The sequence below is a fragment of the Rhodoferax sp. WC2427 genome, assembly GCF_040822085.1.
GTDB lineage: Bacteria > Pseudomonadota > Gammaproteobacteria > Burkholderiales > Burkholderiaceae_C > Rhodoferax_B.
The window spans coordinates 4,462,547-4,482,838 of the sequence record NZ_CP162006.1; the positions used below are offsets into that span (position 1 = coordinate 4,462,547).

Annotated in this window: 22 protein-coding genes; 12 read left to right on the forward strand and 10 right to left on the reverse strand. The window is 63.6% G+C overall.

Features of this window, described 5'->3' with window-relative positions:
* Positions 1-42: 42 nt before the first annotated feature.
* The gene (locus AB3G31_RS20770; RefSeq protein WP_367847942.1) at positions 43-582 is read right to left on the reverse strand and encodes a pseudouridine synthase; all 540 of its coding nucleotides are present in this window, start codon (positions 580-582) and stop codon (positions 43-45) included.
* A 144-nt stretch (positions 583-726) separates the two neighbouring features.
* Between AB3G31_RS20770 and AB3G31_RS20775 the strand changes: the two genes are divergently transcribed.
* Positions 727-1,650: a hypothetical protein gene (locus tag AB3G31_RS20775; RefSeq protein ID WP_367847943.1), complete on the forward strand. Its 924-nt coding sequence runs from the start codon at positions 727-729 to the stop codon at positions 1,648-1,650.
* A gap of 8 nt (positions 1,651-1,658) precedes the next feature.
* Positions 1,659-2,525: a J domain-containing protein gene (locus AB3G31_RS20780; protein WP_367847944.1), complete on the forward strand. Its 867-nt coding sequence runs from the start codon at positions 1,659-1,661 to the stop codon at positions 2,523-2,525.
* Between the two features lie 71 nt (positions 2,526-2,596).
* On the opposite strand, the gene AB3G31_RS20785 is transcribed toward AB3G31_RS20780, so the two are convergent.
* The 5 genes from AB3G31_RS20785 to AB3G31_RS20805 form a co-directional block, all read right to left on the reverse strand.
* A complete protein-coding gene (locus AB3G31_RS20785) occupies positions 2,597-5,578 on the reverse strand; it encodes an L-glutamate gamma-semialdehyde dehydrogenase (RefSeq protein ID WP_367847945.1) in 2,982 nt (993 codons plus the stop codon).
* A 109-nt stretch (positions 5,579-5,687) separates the two neighbouring features.
* Positions 5,688-6,293, reverse strand: coding sequence for a MarC family protein (locus AB3G31_RS20790; protein ID WP_367847946.1), 606 nt, complete (start codon positions 6,291-6,293; stop codon positions 5,688-5,690).
* Entirely contained in the window at positions 6,283-7,221 is a 939-nt protein-coding gene (gene rocF / locus AB3G31_RS20795; protein ID WP_367847947.1) for an arginase, read from the reverse strand. Before rocF ends, AB3G31_RS20790 begins: the two co-directional genes overlap by 11 nt.
* Positions 7,218-8,306: an ornithine cyclodeaminase gene (locus AB3G31_RS20800; protein ID WP_367847948.1), complete on the reverse strand. Its 1,089-nt coding sequence runs from the start codon at positions 8,304-8,306 to the stop codon at positions 7,218-7,220. Before AB3G31_RS20800 ends, rocF begins: the two co-directional genes overlap by 4 nt.
* A gap of 205 nt (positions 8,307-8,511) precedes the next feature.
* Positions 8,512-9,549 (reverse strand): porin, encoded by a 1,038-nt coding sequence (locus AB3G31_RS20805; RefSeq protein ID WP_367847949.1) that lies wholly within the window; start codon positions 9,547-9,549, stop codon positions 8,512-8,514.
* Between the two features lie 202 nt (positions 9,550-9,751).
* Here AB3G31_RS20805 and AB3G31_RS20810 point away from each other — a divergent pair, with 202 nt between their 5' ends.
* Genes AB3G31_RS20810 through AB3G31_RS20830 form a run of 5 tightly spaced genes read left to right on the forward strand, consistent with a single transcriptional unit; the run spans position 9,752 to position 13,078 of the window.
* Positions 9,752-10,177, forward strand: a complete 426-nt coding sequence (locus AB3G31_RS20810) for an Lrp/AsnC family transcriptional regulator (protein WP_367847950.1) — start codon at positions 9,752-9,754, stop codon at positions 10,175-10,177.
* A 57-nt stretch (positions 10,178-10,234) separates the two neighbouring features.
* Entirely contained in the window at positions 10,235-10,675 is a 441-nt protein-coding gene (locus AB3G31_RS20815) for an Lrp/AsnC ligand binding domain-containing protein (protein ID WP_367850392.1), read from the forward strand.
* Entirely contained in the window at positions 10,672-11,247 is a 576-nt protein-coding gene (locus tag AB3G31_RS20820) for a YfiR family protein (RefSeq protein ID WP_367847951.1), read from the forward strand. The genes AB3G31_RS20815 and AB3G31_RS20820 overlap by 4 nt, the downstream gene beginning before the upstream one ends.
* A complete protein-coding gene (locus AB3G31_RS20825) occupies positions 11,244-12,542 on the forward strand; it encodes a diguanylate cyclase (protein WP_367847952.1) in 1,299 nt (432 codons plus the stop codon). The genes AB3G31_RS20820 and AB3G31_RS20825 overlap by 4 nt, the downstream gene beginning before the upstream one ends.
* On the forward strand, positions 12,542-13,078 hold the full coding sequence (locus tag AB3G31_RS20830; protein WP_367847953.1) for an OmpA family protein: 537 nt from the start codon (positions 12,542-12,544) through the stop codon (positions 13,076-13,078). Before AB3G31_RS20825 ends, AB3G31_RS20830 begins: the two co-directional genes overlap by 1 nt.
* Positions 13,079-13,098: 20 nt before the next feature.
* On the opposite strand, the gene AB3G31_RS20835 is transcribed toward AB3G31_RS20830, so the two are convergent.
* The gene (locus AB3G31_RS20835) at positions 13,099-13,791 is read right to left on the reverse strand and encodes a YggS family pyridoxal phosphate-dependent enzyme (RefSeq protein ID WP_367850393.1); all 693 of its coding nucleotides are present in this window, start codon (positions 13,789-13,791) and stop codon (positions 13,099-13,101) included.
* Between the two features lie 37 nt (positions 13,792-13,828).
* Between AB3G31_RS20835 and AB3G31_RS20840 the strand changes: the two genes are divergently transcribed.
* The 4 genes from AB3G31_RS20840 to AB3G31_RS20855 all read left to right on the forward strand — a co-directional run bounded on the left by AB3G31_RS20840 (position 13,829) and on the right by AB3G31_RS20855 (position 17,665).
* Complete coding sequence (locus AB3G31_RS20840) at positions 13,829-14,872, forward strand: type IV pilus twitching motility protein PilT (RefSeq protein WP_367847954.1); 1,044 nt, start codon at positions 13,829-13,831, stop codon at positions 14,870-14,872.
* Positions 14,873-14,900: 28 nt separating this feature from the next.
* Positions 14,901-15,533 (forward strand): cyclic nucleotide-binding domain-containing protein, encoded by a 633-nt coding sequence (locus tag AB3G31_RS20845; RefSeq protein WP_367847955.1) that lies wholly within the window; start codon positions 14,901-14,903, stop codon positions 15,531-15,533.
* Between the two features lie 10 nt (positions 15,534-15,543).
* Positions 15,544-16,680 (forward strand): PilT/PilU family type 4a pilus ATPase, encoded by a 1,137-nt coding sequence (locus tag AB3G31_RS20850; protein ID WP_367847956.1) that lies wholly within the window; start codon positions 15,544-15,546, stop codon positions 16,678-16,680.
* A gap of 70 nt (positions 16,681-16,750) precedes the next feature.
* A complete protein-coding gene (locus AB3G31_RS20855; protein WP_367847957.1) occupies positions 16,751-17,665 on the forward strand; it encodes an NAD(P)-dependent oxidoreductase in 915 nt (304 codons plus the stop codon).
* Positions 17,666-17,672: 7 nt separating this feature from the next.
* On the opposite strand, the gene AB3G31_RS20860 is transcribed toward AB3G31_RS20855, so the two are convergent.
* The 3 genes from AB3G31_RS20860 to AB3G31_RS20870 are packed head-to-tail and all read right to left on the reverse strand — an operon-like array spanning position 17,673 to position 19,338.
* Entirely contained in the window at positions 17,673-18,281 is a 609-nt protein-coding gene (locus tag AB3G31_RS20860; protein WP_367847958.1) for a BON domain-containing protein, read from the reverse strand.
* Between the two features lie 16 nt (positions 18,282-18,297).
* The gene (locus tag AB3G31_RS20865) at positions 18,298-18,897 is read right to left on the reverse strand and encodes a phosphoheptose isomerase (RefSeq protein WP_348007188.1); all 600 of its coding nucleotides are present in this window, start codon (positions 18,895-18,897) and stop codon (positions 18,298-18,300) included.
* Positions 18,898-18,945: 48 nt separating this feature from the next.
* Positions 18,946-19,338, reverse strand: coding sequence for a YraN family protein (locus AB3G31_RS20870; protein WP_367847959.1), 393 nt, complete (start codon positions 19,336-19,338; stop codon positions 18,946-18,948).
* Here AB3G31_RS20870 and rsmI point away from each other — a divergent pair.
* A complete protein-coding gene (gene rsmI, locus AB3G31_RS20875) occupies positions 19,338-20,252 on the forward strand; it encodes a 16S rRNA (cytidine(1402)-2'-O)-methyltransferase (protein ID WP_367847960.1) in 915 nt (304 codons plus the stop codon). The two genes, AB3G31_RS20870 and rsmI, sit on opposite strands and share 1 nt — an antisense overlap.
* Positions 20,253-20,292: the final 40 nt, after the last annotated feature.

Here is a 20,292-nt window from a genome sequence, read left to right on the forward strand (position 1 = left end):
CGCAGGCAGCCGATTTCTTATAAATCGCCAAACCGCACGGGGTTACCCCCATTCCGTCCACGCCCCCGGCTGCAGGTCGCCCAGACGGTAGGCGCCTATCTGCACCCGCACCAGCCGCAGCGTGGGCAGCCCCACGGCCGCCGTCATGCGCCGCACCTGGCGGTTGCGCCCCTCGCAGATACGGATCTCCAGCCACGCAGTGGGCAGGTGGGCGCGAAAGCGTACCGGCGGTGTGCGCGGCCACAGGCCGGGCGGCGCGTCGATCTGCCGCGCCTCGGCGGGCAGGGTCATGCCGTCGTTCAGCAGCACGCCCTGGCGCAATGCCTGCAACGCCGCCTCGGTGGGCGTGCCGTCCACCTGCACCTGGTAGGTTTTGAACTGCTTTTCCTGCGGCTGGGTGATGCGGGCGTTGAGCACCCCGTCGTCGGTCAGCAGCAGCAGGCCTTCCGAATCCCGGTCCAGCCGCCCGGCCACCCGCAGACTCGGGTCGGTGATGAACTGTGCCAACGTGGGCCGGTCGCCGTCGGGGCGGAACTGGGTCAGCACGTTGAAGGGTTTGTTGAACAGGATGATCTTGGGCATGGGCACGGAGGGACAAAACACCCTGATTTTCAACATTTCCGTGCGCCACTCCCTAACGTGCCCCGTTTTTGGTAACAATTGCGCTCCAGGTGGCCTGGCCTCCCCATGGCCTTGGCTTGATTAAGACCCGCCCCAGAGTTCACCGTGACCCCTCCCTCCAAAACCCTGTACCACCTGCTGGCCGTGGCAGCGGACGCATCGGATGCCGAGATCCAGGTGGCCTACGAGCAGGCCACCACCCGGCTCCAGCTGCAAAAAGACCGGATCAGCGCCGACGACTATGACTTCAAGGTCAAGGTGCTGAATGTGGCGTTCAAAACCCTGTCCGCGCCCGCCAGCCGGGCCGCCTACGATGCCAAACTGGCCGCGTCGGCACCACCCGCCCCGGCTCCGGCCCTGGCACTCGTGCCCCTGCAGCCCGAGGCCGAAGCGCTGTCGCTGCGGGCGGAGGCCATGGCCTTGCGGGCCGACGCGATGACGCTGCGGGCCGATGCCATGGTGATGCGCTCGGGTGCCGCGCCGTTCAGGGACAGCCGCAACTTCACTGCAGCAGACAGCGCGCCGGGCGTATCCAGCCTGGCCCCGATCCTGCGCAAGATTCTGCTGGTGCTGGGCACCTTGTTTGCGGTCGCCTGCGTGGCCCAGGTCGTGGCCCTGGTGGCGGGCAACCGACAAGCCAGCCTGGCCGCAGCTGCCGCGGCCAAAGCCAGCGAGGCCACCGCGCTCCAGGAGTACTACCAAACCCACGGGGTGCGCCCCGCCAACCAGGCCGAACTGGATGCGCTACTGGCCGAAGAACGCCGCAAGGACAACGCCAGCCGTGCCGTGGAGCGCGAGAAGACCCGGGTGGAACAAGAGGCCCGCCGGTTCGAAGAAGAATCCCGCCGCCGGGGCGAGCAGGTATCGGCAGATCTGCGCATGGCCGAGCTCCAGGCCAAGGAGCAGGCCCGGCGCGACGACGAGCGCCGGGAGTGGCAGCAAAAAGAAGACGCACGCGCCAAGGAGCAGATGGAGCGCAACCGCATTGAACGGCAAAAGGCCGAATGGCGCGAAGTGCTGCGGCGCTGAAACCGGCCATGGACAGCCCCAATTACTACGAAATCCTGGAAGTCGTCCCCCACGCCAGCCCGGAAGTCATCCGCGCCGCCTACAAAAGCCTGATGCAGCGCCACCACCCGGACCGGCACCCGGCCCACAGCGATGCCGCCAGCCGCACCAGCGCCATCGCGCAGGCCTACGCCGTGCTGTCGGATGCGGCCCAGCGGGCGGCTTACGACGCGCGCCTGCAGCAATGGCGACAGCCGCCTGTACCGGCGGGCTATGCCCCGCCCATCCGCCGTGCCCATGCCGTGCCCACAGCGGCGGCGTCCAACTGGTATTTGTGGCTGCTGGCGGCGGTGATTCTGGCCTCGGGCGGCTTAATGCTGGTGCTGTCGGGGCACAAGTCGCCGCCACCACCGGCGGTGCTGGCCGTGCCGCAACGGCCCACAGGCCCGGCCCGCAGCGACACCCCCGACACCACCGCCGCGGCCCAGCCCGCCGTGGCCCCTGCCCTGCAGCGCATGGCCTTGCTGGCCGCCGACCTGAACGTGGTCCTCCTCGGCACCGACCCGGCGGCCGAAAGCAGCCGCCATCGGCTGTCCATCCCCGCCATAGAGCTGCTGATTGGCAGTACCGAATCCGAGAAATTCGCCGATGCCCTCACCCGACAAAAAGAGCAGGTGGTACAAAAACTGGCCGAAAAACTGGCCCACGCCGCCTACAGCGAACTGCTGTTCGACGGCGACCGCTACCTGGCCCCGTTCATCCTGGACGCGCTGCGCGAGATCACCGGCACCCAGGGCCTGGACGGGGGCGCGGCAGGCAACCCCACCACCACTGCCGATACCCACCGCTACGGCATCGTGGCGGTGACGCTGCCCGCGTCGTTCGGGCTGCGCTAAAGGACTGGTGCCTTTTAGGTCGCTAGCGATGATCCAGAAAGCACAAGCAGCTATTTTTTAGATAGCAGCACTCAAGGCATGGCCGCCAGCAGCGCCGCGTTGCCACCCGCGGCCGTGGTGTTTACCGTCAGCGTCTGCTCGGCGCAGAAGCGCACTAGGTAGTTCGGGCCACCGGCCTTGGGGCCCGTGCCGCTCAGGCCTTCGCCGCCGAAGGGCTGCACACCGACCACCGCGCCGATGATGTTGCGGTTGATGTAGACGTTGCCGATGTGGGCGGCGGCGGCCAGGGCGTGGGCGCGGCTGTCGATGCGGGTCTGGATGCCCAGCGTGAGGCCGTAGCCCAGGGCGTTGATCTGCTCGATCACCGCCTGCGGGTCGCCCGACCAGCGCACGATGTGCAGCACGGGGCCGAAGATTTCCTGCGCCACGTCGGACACCTGCTTCAGCTCGAAGGCTTGCGGCGCTATCAAGTTAGTAGCCGCTTGTGCTGGTGGAATAAGCGAGAGCAGCGCTTTTGATGTGGAATGCAGGCGCTGGATGTGTTTCTGGATGCCGTCAAAGGCCTCCTTGTCGATGACGGGGCCGACGTCGGTGGCCCACTCTGCGGTGTTGCCCAGCACCAGTTCCTGGGCCGCGCCCTGCACCATCTCGATGACGTGGTCGGCAATGGCTTCGTGCACGCACAGCAGGCGCAGGGCGGAACAACGCTGGCCCGCGCTACGGAAGGCGCTTTGCACCACGGCATCCACCACCTGCTCGGGCAAGGCGGTGCTGTCGACCAGCATGGCGTTGATGCCGCCGGTTTCAGCGATCAGCGGGATGATGGGGCCGTCTTTGGCGGCCAGGGTGCGGTTGATGATGCGCGCCACCGGGGTGGAGCCGGTGAACACCACGCCGGCAATGCCGGGCAGCGCCACCAGGGATGCACCCACGGTTTCGCCGGGGCCGTGCAGCAGCTGCACCGCGCCCTCGGGAACACCGGCGGCGTGCAGCAGGCGCACGGCTTCCAGGGCGACAAACGGGGTTTGCTCGGCGGGCTTGGCCAGCACCGTGTTGCCGGTGGCCAGGGCGGCGGCGACCTGGCCCATGAAGATGGCCAGCGGGAAATTCCAGGGGCTGATGCAGACCCACACGCCGCGGGCGGTCAGGCGCAGTTCGTTGGTTTCGCCTGTGGGACCGGGCAGCGCGACAGGGGCCATGATGCGCTCGGCTTCATCGGCGTAGAAGCGCAAAAAGTCCACGGCTTCGCGCACTTCGGACACCGCATCGCCCCAGGTCTTGAAGGCTTCCTTGACCAGGATAGCGCAGAAGCGGGGCATCTGGTGTTCCAGCAAGTCGGCGCTCTGGCGCAGCAGGGCGGCACGCTGGGCGGTGGGCGTTTTGCTCCAAATTTTATAGCTACTTGCGCTGGTGGAATAAGCGCTGGATGCCAATTTTGCATCAAACTCTGGCACCACAGGCACCACCAGGGCATCCAAAGCGGTTTGCAGTGCGGCGCGCTGGGTGGCGACTTCCAGGTCGAGCCCGGCGCTGTTTTTGCGGCCATTGCCAAACAGCACGGGCGGCAGCACAAAGGCCGATTGCGGCTCCAGGCGCAGGGGGGAGACCAAAATTTCTTCCATGCCCACCGACTCGTCGGCCAGCTGGTGCACGAAGGAAGAATTGGCGCCGTTTTCCAGCAGGCGGCGCACCAGGTAGGCCAACAGGTCGCGGTGCTTGCCTACCGGGGCGTAGACGCGGCAGCCGATCAGCGGGTTCTTCAGCACCTCGCGGTACACACCCTCGCCCATGCCGTGCAGGCGCTGCAGTTCGAACGGGTTGCCGCTCTTGGCGGCCAGGTGCAGGATGGCGGCGATGGTGGCCGCGTTGTGCGTGGCGAACTGGGGGTAGATGGCATCGGGCGCATCCAGCAGGGCCTTGGCGCAGGCGAGATACGACACGTCGGTGTGGTGCTTGTGGGTGAACACGGGGTAGTGCTGCAGGCCCAGTTCCTGGGCGCGCTTGATTTCCGAATCCCAGTACGCGCCCTTCACCAGGCGGCACATCAGGCGCAGCTTGTATTTGCGGCCAATGCTGGCGATGTGCTCGATGAGTTCCAGCGCCCGGGTCTGGTAGGCCTGCATGGCCAGGCCAAAGCCGCGCCACTGGGGCTGGTGCTGGGACACCAAGGCGGCCAGGGCTTCGAACACGTCCAGCGACAGCTCCAGGCGGTCGACTTCTTCGGCATCGATGGTGAGGTTGATGTTGGCGCGGGCGGCCTGCTCGCACAGGCTCCACACACGCGGCACCAGCTCGGCCAGCACGCGCTCGCGCTGGGTCCATTCGTAGCGCGGGTGCAGCGCACTGAGCTTGATGGAAATACCATCGTTTTTCTCGGTAGCGCCCGTCTTATCGGCACGGGTAGCTATCGCTTCAATAGCATTCTTGTAGCTTTGCAGGTAGTTCAGCGCGTCGGCGTCGGTGCGGGCGCCCTCGCCCAGCATGTCGTAGCTGTAGGTGAGCTGGGGTTGTTTTTTGCGGGCAGACGCAGCCTCGTCCATGGCGTCGCCAATCGTCTGGCCCAGCACGAACTGGCGGCCCAGGAGCTGCACGGCACGCACGGTGGCGGCCACTACGGTCTTGGCACCCAGCTTGGTGAGCAGGCCCTGGGGGGCTTCGGCTTCGGGCAGAAATTTCTTCGACAGGGCGATGGCGCTGCTGGACAGCTTGGCCAGGGTGGACCGGCCCAGGACCGATGCGGCACCGGTTTCGTCCATGCCGTCAAAGTCGGCACGGCCCAGTTGGTCGGCGGTGAGGGCAATCGCCGTTTCGGCATCGGGCACGCGCAGCAGGGCTTCGGCCAGGCGCATCAGGGCCAGGCCCTCGGCGCTGGAGATGGGGTATTCGCGCAGCAGGCTTTCCATGGCCCAGAACGGCGGCGGGTTGTCGCGCACAGCCTGCACCCAAGGCCGCGCGGGGGCGCTGGCCACACCCCAATCCAGCGCGCCCGACAGGGCGGCGAGACGGTGGGCAACGGTTTCGGACTCGGAGCGGTAAGGGCTGGGCAAACGCATGGTGGATTTCCTGGTGGGTAACTGCAATAACCGCTAGTTTGCCGGGTTAAAACAAAACAATCTCACCAAATAAATCCAACCAACTAGTGATTAATTTCGAATTTCTGGACTATCCTGAAATGATTGGAAATGCGTTGCGCAGGCCGGAAATCAGCATTTGCACCGCCATGGCCGCCAGCAGCAAGCCCATCAGGCGCTCCAGCGCAATCAGGCCGGATTTGCCGATGCGCCGCGCCAACCCGCTGGCCGACAGCAGCACCACCCACACCACCACCATGCTCAGGGTGATGGCCCCGGCCCAGCTCAGCATGCGCTCGGGCTGGCGCGAGGCCAGCAGCAGCACGGTGGCCAGGGACGACGGCCCGGCGATCATCGGGATGGCCAGCGGCACCAGCATGGGCTCGGCCTCTTGCTCGGGGCCGGAGAAACCCACGCCCATGTTCGGGAAGGCCATGCCCATGGCGATCAAAAACAAAATCACGCCGCCCGCAATTTCCAGCGAGGCATCGGTGAGGTGCATGACGTGCAGCAGGCGGTCGCCCACCAGCATGAAGACCAGCAGAATTCCTAACGCAAACAGGCACTCCCGGGTAATGACCCAGAAGCGCCGCTCTTTGGGGGTGTTGCGCAGCAAGCTGAGCACGATGGGCACGTTGCCCAGCGGGTCGGTGACGATCAGCAAGACCATCAGGGCCGACAGGAAGTCATGTTGCATCCGTCACCTGGCGCATCAGGGTGCTTTTGCCAAACAGGCTTTCCACCAGGTCCACGGCCAGTTCGGCGGTCTGGTTGCGCACGTCCAGTGCGGGGTTGAGCTCCACGATGTCCAGCGAGGCCAACAGGCCGGTGTCGGCAATCATTTCCATGCACAACTGCGCTTCACGGTAGTTGGGGCCGCCGCGCACGGTGGTGCCCACACCGGGGGCGATGTCGGGGTCGAGAAAGTCCACGTCCAGGCTGATGTGCAGGTGGGTGTTGGCATCCAGCCCGTCCAGCGCCATCTCCATGGTGTGGCGGATGCCCATTTCGTCGATGAAACGCATGTCGAAGACTTCGATGCCTTCCTCGTGCACAAAGCGCTTTTCACCGGCATCGACGCTGCGGATGCCGATCTGCACGATCTCGCGGGCGCTGATGGCGGGTACATGGCCGCCAATTTCCACCAGCTCCTGGGGGCCATGGCCACACAGGCAGGCCACCGGCATGCCGTGGATGTTGCCGCTGGGGGTGAGCGCCGCGGTGTTGAAGTCGGCATGCGCGTCCAGCCACAGCACGCGGAGTTTTTTGCCTTGCTCGCGGCAGTGGCGGGCCACGGCGCTGATGGAGCCGATGCCTAGGCAATGGTCACCACCGAGCATGATGGGCAGGCGGCCTGCGCTGAGTTCTTTGTAGACCACGTTGTGCGTCAGCTCGTTCCACTGGGCCACTTCGGGCAGGTGGCGGTAGCCGTTCACCGGGGGCAGCCAGGGGTTGGCCGGGCCGCGGATGTTGCCGCAGTCGCGCACGTCCAGCCCGGACTGCTCCAGCGCATGGGCCAGGCCCGCGACCCGCAGGGCCTCGGGGCCCATGCGCGCGCCGCGTACGCCCGCGCCAATGTCGGTGGGGACGCCAATCAGGCTCACGCCCAGGGTGGAATTGCTCATGCTGCTTGTGTGTCGGGTAGGGAAACAGGTGCCACAAAGCGCGAGGCCGTGGGTCGTACCAGACTATACAAATCTTTCGGGTCGGCGAGGTCGGGAATCAGCGCCAAACGCTGGCCCAGGCCCAACTCCAGGGCGGTGTCGCGCATGAAACGCAGGGCCGAATAATCTTCCATGGCAAAGCCGACGGAATCGAACACGGTAATTTGCGCTGCGCTGCTGCGGCCCACGGCGGTGCCGCTGAGTACTTGCCAGAGTTCGGTGACGGCAAAGTCGGCGGGCAGTTGCTGCAGGTCGCCTTCGATGCGGGTTTGCGGCTCGTATTCCACGAACACGCTGGCGGCGCGCAGTACGTCGGGGTGCAGCTCGGTCTTGCCGGGGCAGTCGCCGCCTACGCCATTGATGTGCATGCCGGGCTCGATCATTTCAGGTGTGAGGATGGTGGCGTTGGTTTTGTCGGCGGTGACGGTGGTGACGATGTCCGCACCGCGCACGGCCTGGGCGGTGCTGGTGCAAATCACCACGCGCAAACCGGTGGTGCGCAGGTTGTCGGCCAGCTTGGCGGTGGCCAGTGGGTCGGTGTCGAACAGGCGCACTTCCTCAATGCCCATCAGGTGGTGGAAGGCCAGGGCCTGGAACTCGCTTTGCGCGCCATTGCCGATCAGCGCCATGCTGCGGCTGTTGGGACGGGCCAGGGCGCGGGCAGCCACTACCGAGGTGGCGGCGGTGCGGATGGCGGTGGTCAGGGTCAGCTCGCTCAGCAGTTCGGGCACGCCGGTGGCCACGCTGGCCAGCACGCCAAACGCCATCACCGTGGGCAGGCCGTGCAGGGCGTTGTTCTTGGGGTGGCCGTTGACGTACTTGAAGGCGTAGCTCAGGTCGTCGGCAATCGGCATCAGCTCGATCACGCCGTCGGTAGAGTGGCTAGCTACGCGGGCGCACTTGTCAAACGCTTCCCAGCGCAGAAAGTCGGCCTGGATGGCATCTGCCATGCCGCGCAGGCAGGCATCCAGCCCCTTGCGTTGGACGATGGTGGCCACGTCATGGGCGCTGAGGAACGGGGTGGAGACGAGGGAGGTGGTGGTCATGGTGCAGGCCTGTGGTAGGGAATGCATCTAGTGTCGCCACCCGGCGTGTCAATGTAAATCGCCAGTTTTGCTATCTTTATGCATGAAAACTGTCGTTTCGGCAGCATCTATTGCCACAATAACCAATCACCCATGAAAAAAGCCACCCGGCGAACCGGGTGGCTTTTTAGCTTTTAAATGCAAACTGGCTTACGCCAGCGTGGATTTAGAAGGAGTGCTGAACGCCCACTGCGTAGACATCACCCTTGACCTTGGTGCCACCGGTGGGCTTTTGCTCAGCAAAAGTCGCAGCGGTGTACACAAAGGTACGCTTGGACAAGGCGTACTTGGCGCCCAGGCCGAAGCCTTGACGCTTTTCGGTGGTCGAGCCGTTCAGCTTGTCCTTGGAGTAAGCATAGCCACCCGACAGGGTCAGAGCTGCACCGACGGGTACATCAGCACCCAGTTGGAACTGGTCCGACTTGGTGTTGTCGGTAGCAACTTGGCGGTTGTAGCTGGTCAGCAGCTTGACAACACCCAGGTCGTACGAGAAGTTAGCCAACGTATCTTTGTAGGCATTGGTAGCAACGGTACCGACGCCAGGAGCCGAAGTCTTGTCTTCTTGGTAAGCCAAGCTAGCGTAGATCGGGCCGCCAGCGTACTGAACGTTGATGGCACCCAAGCCCTTGGCGTTCATCGTGGTGGTCTTGTTTTCGCCCAGAGCGTAGCTGGCAGCCAGCGTCACGCCACCGAACGAAGGCGATGCGTAGTACACCGAGTTGCCTGGGGTACCGTTGTAGTTGTGACCACCAGCCCACACCGAGTAGGCAGGAGCGTAGTTGGAGTCAAAAATCGAATTCGCGTTGATAGCAGTGTCGTCGTACGCGGTTGGCACGTTACCCAGGCGGAACTCACCGAAACCACCAGCCAGACCCACGTAGGCTTTACGGCCGAACATGGCGGTAGCAGGCTTGGTGTTGGTGATGCCATTCAGGCCAGCGCCACCACCGATTGCACCGGTGTCAGCCTTGAAGCCGTTTTCCAGCACGAACAGGGCCTTCAGGCCGCCGCCCAGATCTTCAGAACCCTTCAGGCCGAAACGGCTGCCGTTCACGCCACCGCTCTCCATGGTGTTCTGACGGGGGCTGTTGGTCACTTTGGAAGTTTGCAGAGCAACGTCAACGATACCGTACAAAGTCACGGAAGACTGGGCCATAGCGCCAGTGGAAGCCAAAACGGCCAGAGCAATCAGACTCTTTTTCATATCAATGTTCCTATCGGGTTAAAAAGAAATAACGTAGGCAAGTGTGCACCAAAACTCAAAGCTACTAGCGATTACCCTATAAAAACGGCTGTATTTTGTTGCTTTTAAAACACACCCAACGGCCTCTTTCTTTCACTTCCACTGCATTGACTTTGTCGCGTCATAACTATTTTTCCCCAATGATTGGCCGCAAAATGCAGGCATGGATGTGACCGACCAACAGCTGATTTCTTATTTACGTAAAGATGCCCGAACCACGGTGGCAACCTTGGCGCACAAGTTGGGGGTATCGCGCGGCACGGTGACCAACCGCATCACCAAACTGGAAGACGCAGGGGTGATTGTTGGCTACACCGTGCGGTTGCGACCGGATGCCGAACCCCATGGCATTACCGCCTGGATGTCGATAGCGGTAGCAGGCAACGCGACCCGTGCAGTGATCGACAGCCTGCTGGGGGAACCGGGTGTGGCCACCCTGCACGACACCAACGGCCAGTGGGATTTGCTGGCCGAACTGCGTGCCGCCCATCTGGCCGAACTCTCCCAGGTGCTGGAGCGCATCCGGCTGGTGCGCGGCATCAGCAGTACCGAAACCAGCATCCACCTGGCAACTTACCGCCTGTCGTGACCACTTAGTGACAATACCTCTGTGACAACGCCCATAGCCGACCTAGACCGCATCGACATGAAGATCCTGGGATTTCTGCAGGAGGATGGCCGCATTTCCAACCTCAAGCTGGCAGAAAAGGTGGCGCTTTCGCCCACCGCGGTATTGGCGCGTGTACAGCGACTCACCAAAGACAACTACATTCTGGGTTACGAGGCGCGGCTGAACCCGTTGCAGCTGGGCGCGTCGATGATGGTTTTTGTAGAGGTGCTTTTGGACCGTACCACGCCCAATGTGTTTGATGCCTTCAAGGCGGCCGTGCAGGTGCGCCCCGAGATCATGGAGTGCCACATGGTGGCTGGCGGCTTTGACTACCTGCTGAAGACCCGCATGGCCGATATGCTGGCCTACCGTGAATTTGCCGGTACGGTGCTGTGGCAGTTGCCTGGTGTGCGCGAAACCCGAACCTATGCTGTGATGGAAGAAGTCAAGAACTCTACCCGGCTGCGGTTGCCATGAAGCGCGCCATCGTTTTTTCCACCATGCTGCGCACACTGCTGGGCTGCGCCATGTTCGCCATGGGCGGCCTGGCGTTGGCGCAGCAAGGTGGTGCGGCCCCACCGGTGGCGGTGGAACGGGTCGGCGTGACTGAGACGCTGCTGGGCATCTTGAGTTATGCACGCTGGCCAAACGAGTCCTCGCCGCTTCGCGTGTGTATCGCAGGGCGCAGCACACATGCCGACCCGTGGTTGAAGAACGGGTTGGCGGCGCTGGCCCAACGGCCTATCGTGGTGCAAGCACTGGCACCCAACAGCGATGCGCCTATCGCCGCCCAGTGCGATGCCTTGTATATAGGATCGCTGGACGATGCGACTTCGCGCCGCATATTCTCCACCGTGGTCGGATACCCGGTACTCACCGTCAGTGAACGGGTGCCTCCCTGTGCGGCGGGAGCAATGGTGTGCCTGGATGCCAACAACCCCAGCGGCGTTCAGTTTGAAGTCAATCTGGATGCAGTCGCCCGCAGCGGCGTGCGGGTAAATCCCCAGGTCCTGCGGCTTGGGCGGCCGTCTGGAAAGATCGCTCCATGAACCGGCCCAGCCCCGACAAGCCAGCCTCTCACCGCATCAGCCTGCTGGCGACCCTGCAACAAGCCCATTTCCGGGTGGCCACACTCATGATGTTGGCGGTAGGGTTTGCCTTGTCGCTGGCCGCCCTGGTGGCCCTGCGCACCGCCGCCGACCAAAACCTGCAGTTGGTCGCGCGGTCCATTGCCTACACCACCGAAGCTGCCGTGGTGTTTCGGGACACCATTGCGATCCAGGAATCGCTGGGGCTGATCGCCCGCCAAGAGTCGCTGGCCAGTGCGCAGATTGTGGGCGTCCAGGGCATTTTGCTGGGCCGCTACATCCGGCCCAGCGACAGCCTGGCCGATGCCGTGGGCGACCGGATCGTGGCGCTACTCTTGCCGCAGCCCACCGTCGCGCCGGTGATGTACCAGGGCCGCCGCATCGCCGAGGTTCGCCTGCGCGGCGACGGGGCGGGCTTTGTGGGCTTTATCTTTATGGGTCTGGCAGGCATGCTGGTGTGCCTGGCACTGGGGGCGGTCGCGGTGCGCCAACTGTCGCGGCGCATCCAGCGCGACATTCTGCAGCCGGTGCAGGCCTTGACGGCGGTGACCTACGCAGCCCGGTTTGACCGTGCCACCTCGGCGCGCGCACCGGCATCCCGCATTGCGGAATTCCACCAATTGGGCGAAGACTTCAACGCCTTGCTGATGGAGATCGAGGTCTACCAGACCCAGCTGCACCAAGAGAACAAGTCGCTATCGCACCTGGCCAACCACGACAGCCTGACCGGCCTGCCCAACCGCTCTTACTTTCGACGCCGGCTCACGCGGGCGTTGCAAGACATCCAGACCACCGGCGGCGGCTTGGCCGTGCTGTATCTGGACAACGACCACTTCAAGTCGATCAACGACAGGTACGGCCATGCCGTGGGGGATGCCTTGCTGGTCGAGGTGGCCGACCGGGTGCGGGCGCAAGTACGCGAAAACGATGTAGTGGCCCGCCTGGGTGGCGATGAATTTGCGATCTTGCTGGCACCTCTGCACAACGTGGAAGATGCCGCCCGGATTGCCGACAAAATCATCTCCAGCATGGCCGAGCCGCTGGAGACCCGGCCGCAAGACCACATCGTGCCGTCATTGAGCATTGGCATTGCGATCTACCCGATGCACGGGCAAACTGCCGAGCAACTGCTGCGTGCCGCCGACCGGGCGATGTACCGGGTCAAGAGCCAGCACCGCGGCCAGCGCCACATTTTCAACCACCAAACGGATGGGAGTGACTCCTTGCATCCGCCCGAAAAAAGAGAAGTTCTGTAATGCCACCGCCCACCACCCTGCCAGCACCATCCGGCATGGCCTCCCGCCTGCGCCGCCATATCCTCGGATCCGCCGCGGTATTTGCATTCGCATTGCTCGGGGCCTGCCAATCGGCGCCGCCCGCCGCGGCCCCGCCGCTCGACCGCGCGACCGAACTGCAGCGCCTGGGCTTTGTCCGTACCGAGGAAGGTTGGGAGTACCCCATATCCGGAAAAATACTGTTCGACACGGCCTCCGACGCACTAGATCCTGAAAGCCAGGCCGTGGCGGGCCGTATCGGCAGTGCCTTGGTCAAACTGGGCATCAACCGTTTGCGGGTCGAGGGGCATACCGACAATGTGGGAACCACCGCCTTCAACCAAACCCTGTCCTTGCGCCGGGCAGAGGCCGTCGCGCAAACCCTGGCATCCCAGGGCATGCCAATGGAGGGCATGGCCGTCCGCGGCTGGGGCAAGGACCGCCCGGTGGTGGCCAACGACACGCCCGCAGGACGGATGCAAAACCGCCGGGTTGCAGTGATCGTGCCCGCCCAGTAACCAGACCTGAACCAGGCGGGCTACCGCACACCAAAAATGGCCGTACCCACACGCACCAGCGTGCTGCCAGCCGCCACTGCGGCCTCCAGGTCCGCAGTCATGCCCATCGACAAGGTATCGAAATGTGGGGCCATGGGCCCTACGGCAGCGGCTACGCTGTCAAATAAGGCTTTGGCCTGCGCAAACACCGCCACCTGGGCGGCGTAATCTGCCGCTGGCTCCGGAATCACCATCAGCCCCCGCAAACACAGCCGCGGCAAGGCGGCAACCTGGGCCGCCAAAGCCAGCACCTGGGCCGGGGGAACGCCGGATTTGGTCACACCGCCATCCACATTGACCTGCAGACAAACCTGTAGCGGCGGCAGATCTGTCGGGCGCTGGTCGCTCAAGCGCTGGGCGATTTTGAGCCTGTCGATGCTGTGCACCCAGGCAAAATGCGCTGCAACCAAGGCCGTTTTATTGCTCTGGATGGGGCCGATACAGTGCCACTCCAGCGGCAAATCCTGCAAAGCCGTGATTTTGCCGACAGCTTCCTGGATGTAGTTCTCGCCGAAACGCGTCTGGCCCGCAGCAAAAGCCTCGCGCACCGCCTCCGGCCCCCAGGTTTTGGAAACGGCCAGCAAGTCCACACTGTGGCTCGGCCGCAATGCACGGGTACAAGCTGTAACGATGCGCTCACGAACGCCTTGGAGATTGTTACTAATCGTAGTCATAATCAAACCTACAGCGTACCAAACATCAAGGGGCTCCGTGGACATCACCCAACTTCTCGCATTCAGCGTAAAAAACAAGGCCTCGGATTTGCACCTCTCGGCGGGGTTGCCCCCCATGATCCGGGTGCATGGCGATGTGCGCCGCATCAACGTCGATCCGCTGGACCACAAAACCGTCCATGCCATGGTCTACGACATCATGAGCGACAGCCAACGCAAACAGTACGAAGAGTTTTTAGAGGTCGATTTCTCGTTCGAAATTGAAGGACTGGCGCGGTTTCGGGTCAACGCCTTCAACCACGCACGCGGTGCCGGTGCCGTGCTGCGGACCATTCCCTCCAAGATTCTCACGCTGGAGCAGCTCAACGCGCCCAAGATCTTTGGCGACCTGGCCCTCAAACCGCGGGGCATGGTGTTGGTGACCGGGCCCACCGGTTCCGGCAAATCCACCACCCTGGCGGCCATGGTGAACCACCTCAACGAAACCGAATACGGCCATGTGCTGACGGTGGAAGACCCGATCGAGTTTGTCCACGAATCCAAAAAATGCCTGATTAACCAGCGCGAAGTGGGCCCGCACACGCTGAGCTTTGCTGCCGCCCTGCGCTCGGCCCTGCGCGAAGACCCGGATGCGATCCTGGTGGGTGAAATGCGCGACCTGGAAACCATCCGCCTGGCCATGACGGCGGCCGAAACCGGGCATTTGGTGTTTGGCACCCTGCACACCTCCAGCGCGGCCAAAACCATTGACCGGATCATTGACGTGTTCCCGGCAGAAGAAAAAGAAATGGTCCGCGCCATGCTGTCGGAGTCGCTACAGGCCGTCATCTCGCAAACCCTGTGTAAAACCAAGGATGGCCAGGGCCGGGTGGCTGCGCACGAAATCATGCTGGGCACCAGCGCCATCCGTAACCTGATCCGTGAGGCCAAGGTGGCGCAGATGTATTCCACCATCCAGACCGGCAACAGTGTGGGGATGCAGACCCTCGACCAAAACCTGACCGATTTGGTACGCCGCAACATCATCAGCCCGGCCGAAGCCCGGGGCAAAGCCAAAATCCCGGAGAATTTCCCGGGATGAACATGAACCACCACGATTGGAGCACCCCATGAAGGGTATTCTGGAGTTTTTACTCCACAAGTCGGAGCCCAAAGCCGAGGCCGCTCCGCCCGACTCGGTGCTGTTCACCACCGCGTTCAATGGCCAAAACATCGACCCCTCGATACTGGTGCCTTGGGAGGCGCGGGCCATTGAAGTGGGGGCCAGGCGCCTGCCCACGGCCAGCAGCGTGCGCACCCTGCAAGCCCTATGGGGCAAAGACAAGAACATGGAACAGCTTGATGCGGCCTCCATCCAGCGCATGGAGCGCTTTTTCCAGTTTGCCATGGTGCCCGGCGGGCGCGACATCATCCGACAGGGAGAGTACGGCAATTTCATGGTGGTGCTGCTCAAAGGTACCATTGCAGTGGACCGGTTGCAGCCCTGGGGCGAACACTTGCGGCTGGCAGAAACCAAGCCTGGTGACATCCTGGGCGAAATGTCTCTGCTGGACAGCGGCATCCGCTTCTCGGCCTGCACCACGCTGGACGACTGCGAAATCGCCGCGCTCAGCGCCGAATCGATGGACGATATGATGAATTCCGACCCGCGGTTGGCGGCCTGCCTGGTTGCCCTGCTGGCACGTAAACTGTCGCTGCGGCTGCGCGCCATCAGTGCCCGGTTCAGCGACCGCCCCAACTAAGGCCTGTACGATGGAACGCGACCAAGCCAGCAAGTTCATCAATGACCTGTTGAAACTCATGGTCAGCCGCAATGGCAGCGACCTGTTCATCACATCCGAGTTTCCGCCCGGCATCAAGGTCGATGGCAAGGTCACCAAAGTCTCCCCCCAGCCGCTCAACGCTGCCCACACGCTGGCCCTGGCCCGTTCGGTGATGAACGACAAACAGGCCGCCGAGTTTGAGCGCACCAAGGAATGCAACTTTGCGATCTCTCCCGCGGGCATAGGCCGTTTTCGCGTGAATGCCTTTGTGCAGCAGGGCAAGGTGGGCATGGTGCTGCGGGTCATTCCGGTCAGCATCCCCTCGATCGATGGCCTGGCCATGCCGCAGATCCTGAAAGATGTGGCCATGACCAAGCGGGGTCTGTGCATCCTGGTCGGCGGCACCGGCTGCGGCAAGTCCACCACCCTGGCGGCCATGGTCGATTGGCGCAACGAAAACTCCTACGGCCACATCATCACCATCGAAGACCCGGTGGAGTTTGTGCATGCGCACAAAAACTGCGTGGTCACCCAACGCGAAGTGGGCCTGGACACCGACAGCTGGGATTCCGCCCTGAAGAATTCGCTGCGCCAGGCCCCTGACGTCATTCTGATGGGTGAAATCCGCGACCGCACCACCATGGAGCACGCCATCGCCTTTGCCGAAACCGGCCACCTGTGCCTGGCGACACTGCATGCCAACAACGCCAACCAGGCGCTGGACCGCATCTTGAACTTTTTCCCCGAAGACCGCCGCGCCCAGTTGCTGATGGATTTGTCGCTGAACCTGCGGGGCGTGGTGTCGCAGCGCCTGATCCCCCGGCAGGACGGCAAGGGCCGTGCCGCAGCGGTGGAGATTTTGCTCAACACCCCGCTGATCTCCGACCTGATCTTCAAAGGCGAGGTCACCGAGATCAAGGAGATCATGAAGAAGAGCCGCAACCTGGGCATGCAGACCTTCGACCAGGCCCTGTTCGACGCCTACGAGAGCCAGCTCATCAGCTACGAAGATGCCCTGCGCCACGCCGACTCGCTCAACGACCTGCGTTTGCAGATCAAGCTCAACAGCCAGCGCGCTAAAACACAAGATTTAGCGGCCGGGACCGAGCATTTCGCGATCGTGTGATCGCTCACGCCACGCCCTGCCCCGCCGGGAGCGGGTCGGGTGGTTTTTTTAGTTTCCGTTTTTCCTTCCTATGCCAAGCACCAATCCCAAAACCTACACCTCCGTTCCTCCTAAAAAAGTGGCTTTTCTCGGCCTGGGGGTCATGGGCTACCCGATGGCCGCACACCTGGCGCTGGCGGGGCATGCGGTAACGGTCTACAACCGTACTGCTACCAAATCAATAGCTTTCTGCGCTGAATACATAAGCGCTGGAGCCCCAAAACATGCTGAAACCCCGCGCCTGGCTGCACGGGGGGCCGACATCGTGTTTTGCTGCGTGGGCAACGATGCGGATCTGCGCTCGGTCACGCTGGGGGCCGACGGGGCTTTTGCGGGCATGGAGCCCGGCGCGATTTTTGTGGACCACACCACCGCCTCGGCCGAGGTGGCCCGCGAGCTCTTTGGTGCCGCCCGCACCCTGGGTCTGCGCTTCATCGATGCCCCGGTATCTGGCGGCCAGGCCGGGGCCCAGAACGGCTTGCTGACGGTGATGTGCGGCGGCGACGCGGCGGCTTTTGATGCCATCGCCCCCACGGCCATGGCGTTTTCCCGCGCCTGCACCCGGGTGGGCGACAGCGGTGCGGGCCAGTTGGCCAAGATGGTGAACCAGATCTGCATCGCCGGGCTGGTACAGGGCCTCAGCGAGGCCGTGGCCTTTGGCCAGCATGCCGGGCTGGACATGGTGCAGGTGCTGGACGTCATCGGCAAGGGCGCAGCCCAAAGCTGGCAGATGGACAACCGCGGCAAAACCATGGTCGCCGACCAATTCGACTTCGGCTTTGCCGTGGACTGGATGCGCAAAGACCTGGGCCTGGTGCTGGACGAGGCCAAGCGCAACGGTGCACGCCTACCGGTCACCGCCCTGGTGGACCAGTTTTACGCCGACGTGCAGCAAATGGGCGGCCAGCGCTGGGACACCTCCAGCCTGATCAAACGGCTGAAGTAGCCCGGACTTACTTGGTGGTGGAGAGCTGCTTGAGCTCTTCTTCGCTCAGGATGTCAAACACCCGCACCACCTTTTGCACGCCGCTGACGCTGCGGGCCAGCTCGGTGGCACGGTCGGCTTCGCGCAGCGAAACGCGGCCCATCAGGTAGACCACACCGCGCTCGGTGATGACCTTGAAGGTGTTGGACTGCACGTCCTTGGCGTCCACCAGCGTGGCCTTGACCTTGCCGGTGACCAGCGTGTCCGACGAGCGCTGCGACAGCGACGACGCGCCCAGCACGCCTACCTCGTTGACCACCGAGCGCACGTTTTCCACCTTCAACACCAGATCCTGCAGCTTTTGCAGGTCGGCAGCGGTGGGCACTTCGCCGGTCAGCAGCACCTGGCGGTTGTAGCTGGTGACGTTGATGTGGGCGTTTTCGCTCAAGGCTTGGCCGATGCGGTTGTTGGCGCGCAGCTCAATGCCCTCGTCTTCCAGCTGGGCACCCGAGGTACGCCGGTCGGTGGCCACAAACGCGCCCCCCATGGCCGCGCCGCCAATCACCAACGGTACACAGGCCGACAGGCTGGAGCCCAGAACAACAGCCGCGACAGCGGTGGATAGAAAACGGTGCATGGAGTCTTTCAAAAAATTAAAGCGAAGGCTCGATATCGCCCAGCAACTGGGAATCTACGCCGTCGCACAGACAGTGCAGTACCAGCAAATGGACCTCCTGGATGCGCGCGGTGCGGTCGTGCGGCACGCAGATGTGCACATCGGTTTCGCGCAGCGCCGCACCCATCTTGCCGCCACCCTTGCCGGTCATGGCCACCACGGTCATCTCGCGCTCGTGGGCGGCTTCGATAGCCAGCAGTACGTTGGCCGAATTGCCACTGGTGGTGATGGCCAGCAGCACGTCGCCGGGCTGGCCCAGAGCGCGCACCTGCTTGGCGAAGATCACGTCAAAGTTGTAGTCGTTGCCGATGGCAGTGATGATGGAGCTGTCGGTGGTCAGCGCGATCGCGCCCAGCTCGGGCCGCTCGCGCTCGAACCGCCCCACGAACTCCGCCGCAAAATGCTGCGCATCGGCCGCCGAGCCGCCGTTGCCGCAGGCCAGCACCTTGCCGCCACTGGTCACGGCCGCCAGCATGGCCTGGATGCCCGCCGCGATGGGTTTGCTGAGTGGCTGCGCCGACTGGTACTTCAGATCGGCGCTGTCAATGAAATGTTGCTGAATGCGTTGTTCAATCATGGTGCGGAATGATACCTGTGCCGTAGGAGCGTGTTTGTAATTGGAAGTTCAACTCGCATCGAAGGCGGCCTGCAGCCACTGGATGCCCGCGTACTCGATCAGCACCACGTCAAACCGGCACGGCGGCGGGGTGCGCAGGCGCATCAGGTAGCTGCGGGCGGCGAACACGATGCGCTTTTGCTTGGTGGCGCTGATACTGGCCGCCGCGCCGCCGAACGCCGCCGTGGCCCGCTGGCGCACCTCGACAAACACCACCGTGCCGTCGGGCGCGCGCATCACCAGGTCGATTTCGCCGCCACCGCGCCCGGGGGTCCGATAATTGCGCTCCAGCAGACGCAGGCCCTGGGCCTGCAAATGCGCCAGCGCCCGGTCTTCGGCCGCATCACCCGTCTGTTTGGTGGTGCCCGGCGTGGCCAATCCGATTTTTTTGAGGAAACCCATTGAGCGCTTCTTTTGCTTCCGCCTTGAAAGCCGCCCAGGAGGCAGCCGCTTCGCAGCATTATCCGGCGGGCACGCTGTACATCGTGGCCACGCCCATCGGCAATTTGTGCGACATCAGCCTGCGGGCGCTGCACGTGCTGAACCTGGTGGACGCCATCGCCTGCGAGGACACGCGCCACACCCAGGCCCTGCTGCGCGCCTACGGCATCGACAAGTCCAGCGCCCAGCTGCTGGCGGTGCACCAGCACAACGAAACCGAGGCAGCGCAGAACGTGGTGCGGCGGCTGCAGCAAGGCGAGCGCATCGCCTATGCCAGCGACGCGGGCACCCCGGCCATCAGCGACCCCGGCGCACGGGTGGTGGCGGCCGCGCGGGCCGTGGGTATTGCGGTGGTGCCGCTGCCCGGGGCCAGCAGCATCACGGCGGCGCTGAGTGCGGCGGGCATCGTGCAGGACACGGGTTTTGTGTTTACCGGCTTCTTGCCCAGCAAGGCCACCGAGCGCGACAACGCCGCTCTGGCGCTGCTGGCCGAGCCGCGCGCCGTGGTGCTGCTGGAAGCCCCGCACCGCATCGAGGCCCTGGCCCGCAGCCTGGCCTGCCTGGGCCCACGGCCGGTGACGGTGGCGCGCGAAATCACCAAGCAGTTTGAAGAAATTGCCACCGTGCCCGCGCAGGACCTGGTGGCCTGGCTGGCGGCCCAGTCGTCGCGCACGCGGGGTGAGTTTGTGCTGGTCATCCACCCGGCCCCACCCACCGAGGCCCCCGCGCAAGACCTGCGGGTGCTCAAGCTGCTGCTGGCCGAGCTGCCGCTGAAAACCGCCGTGCAGCTCTGCGCCGACATCACCGGCCAGCCCCGCAAAGGCCTGTACAGCGCCGCGCTGGAACTCAAGGCAGATGGGGACGAAGACTCCTGAATTCATAGCTGCTCACGCTTATTGAATAAGCGTGAGCAGC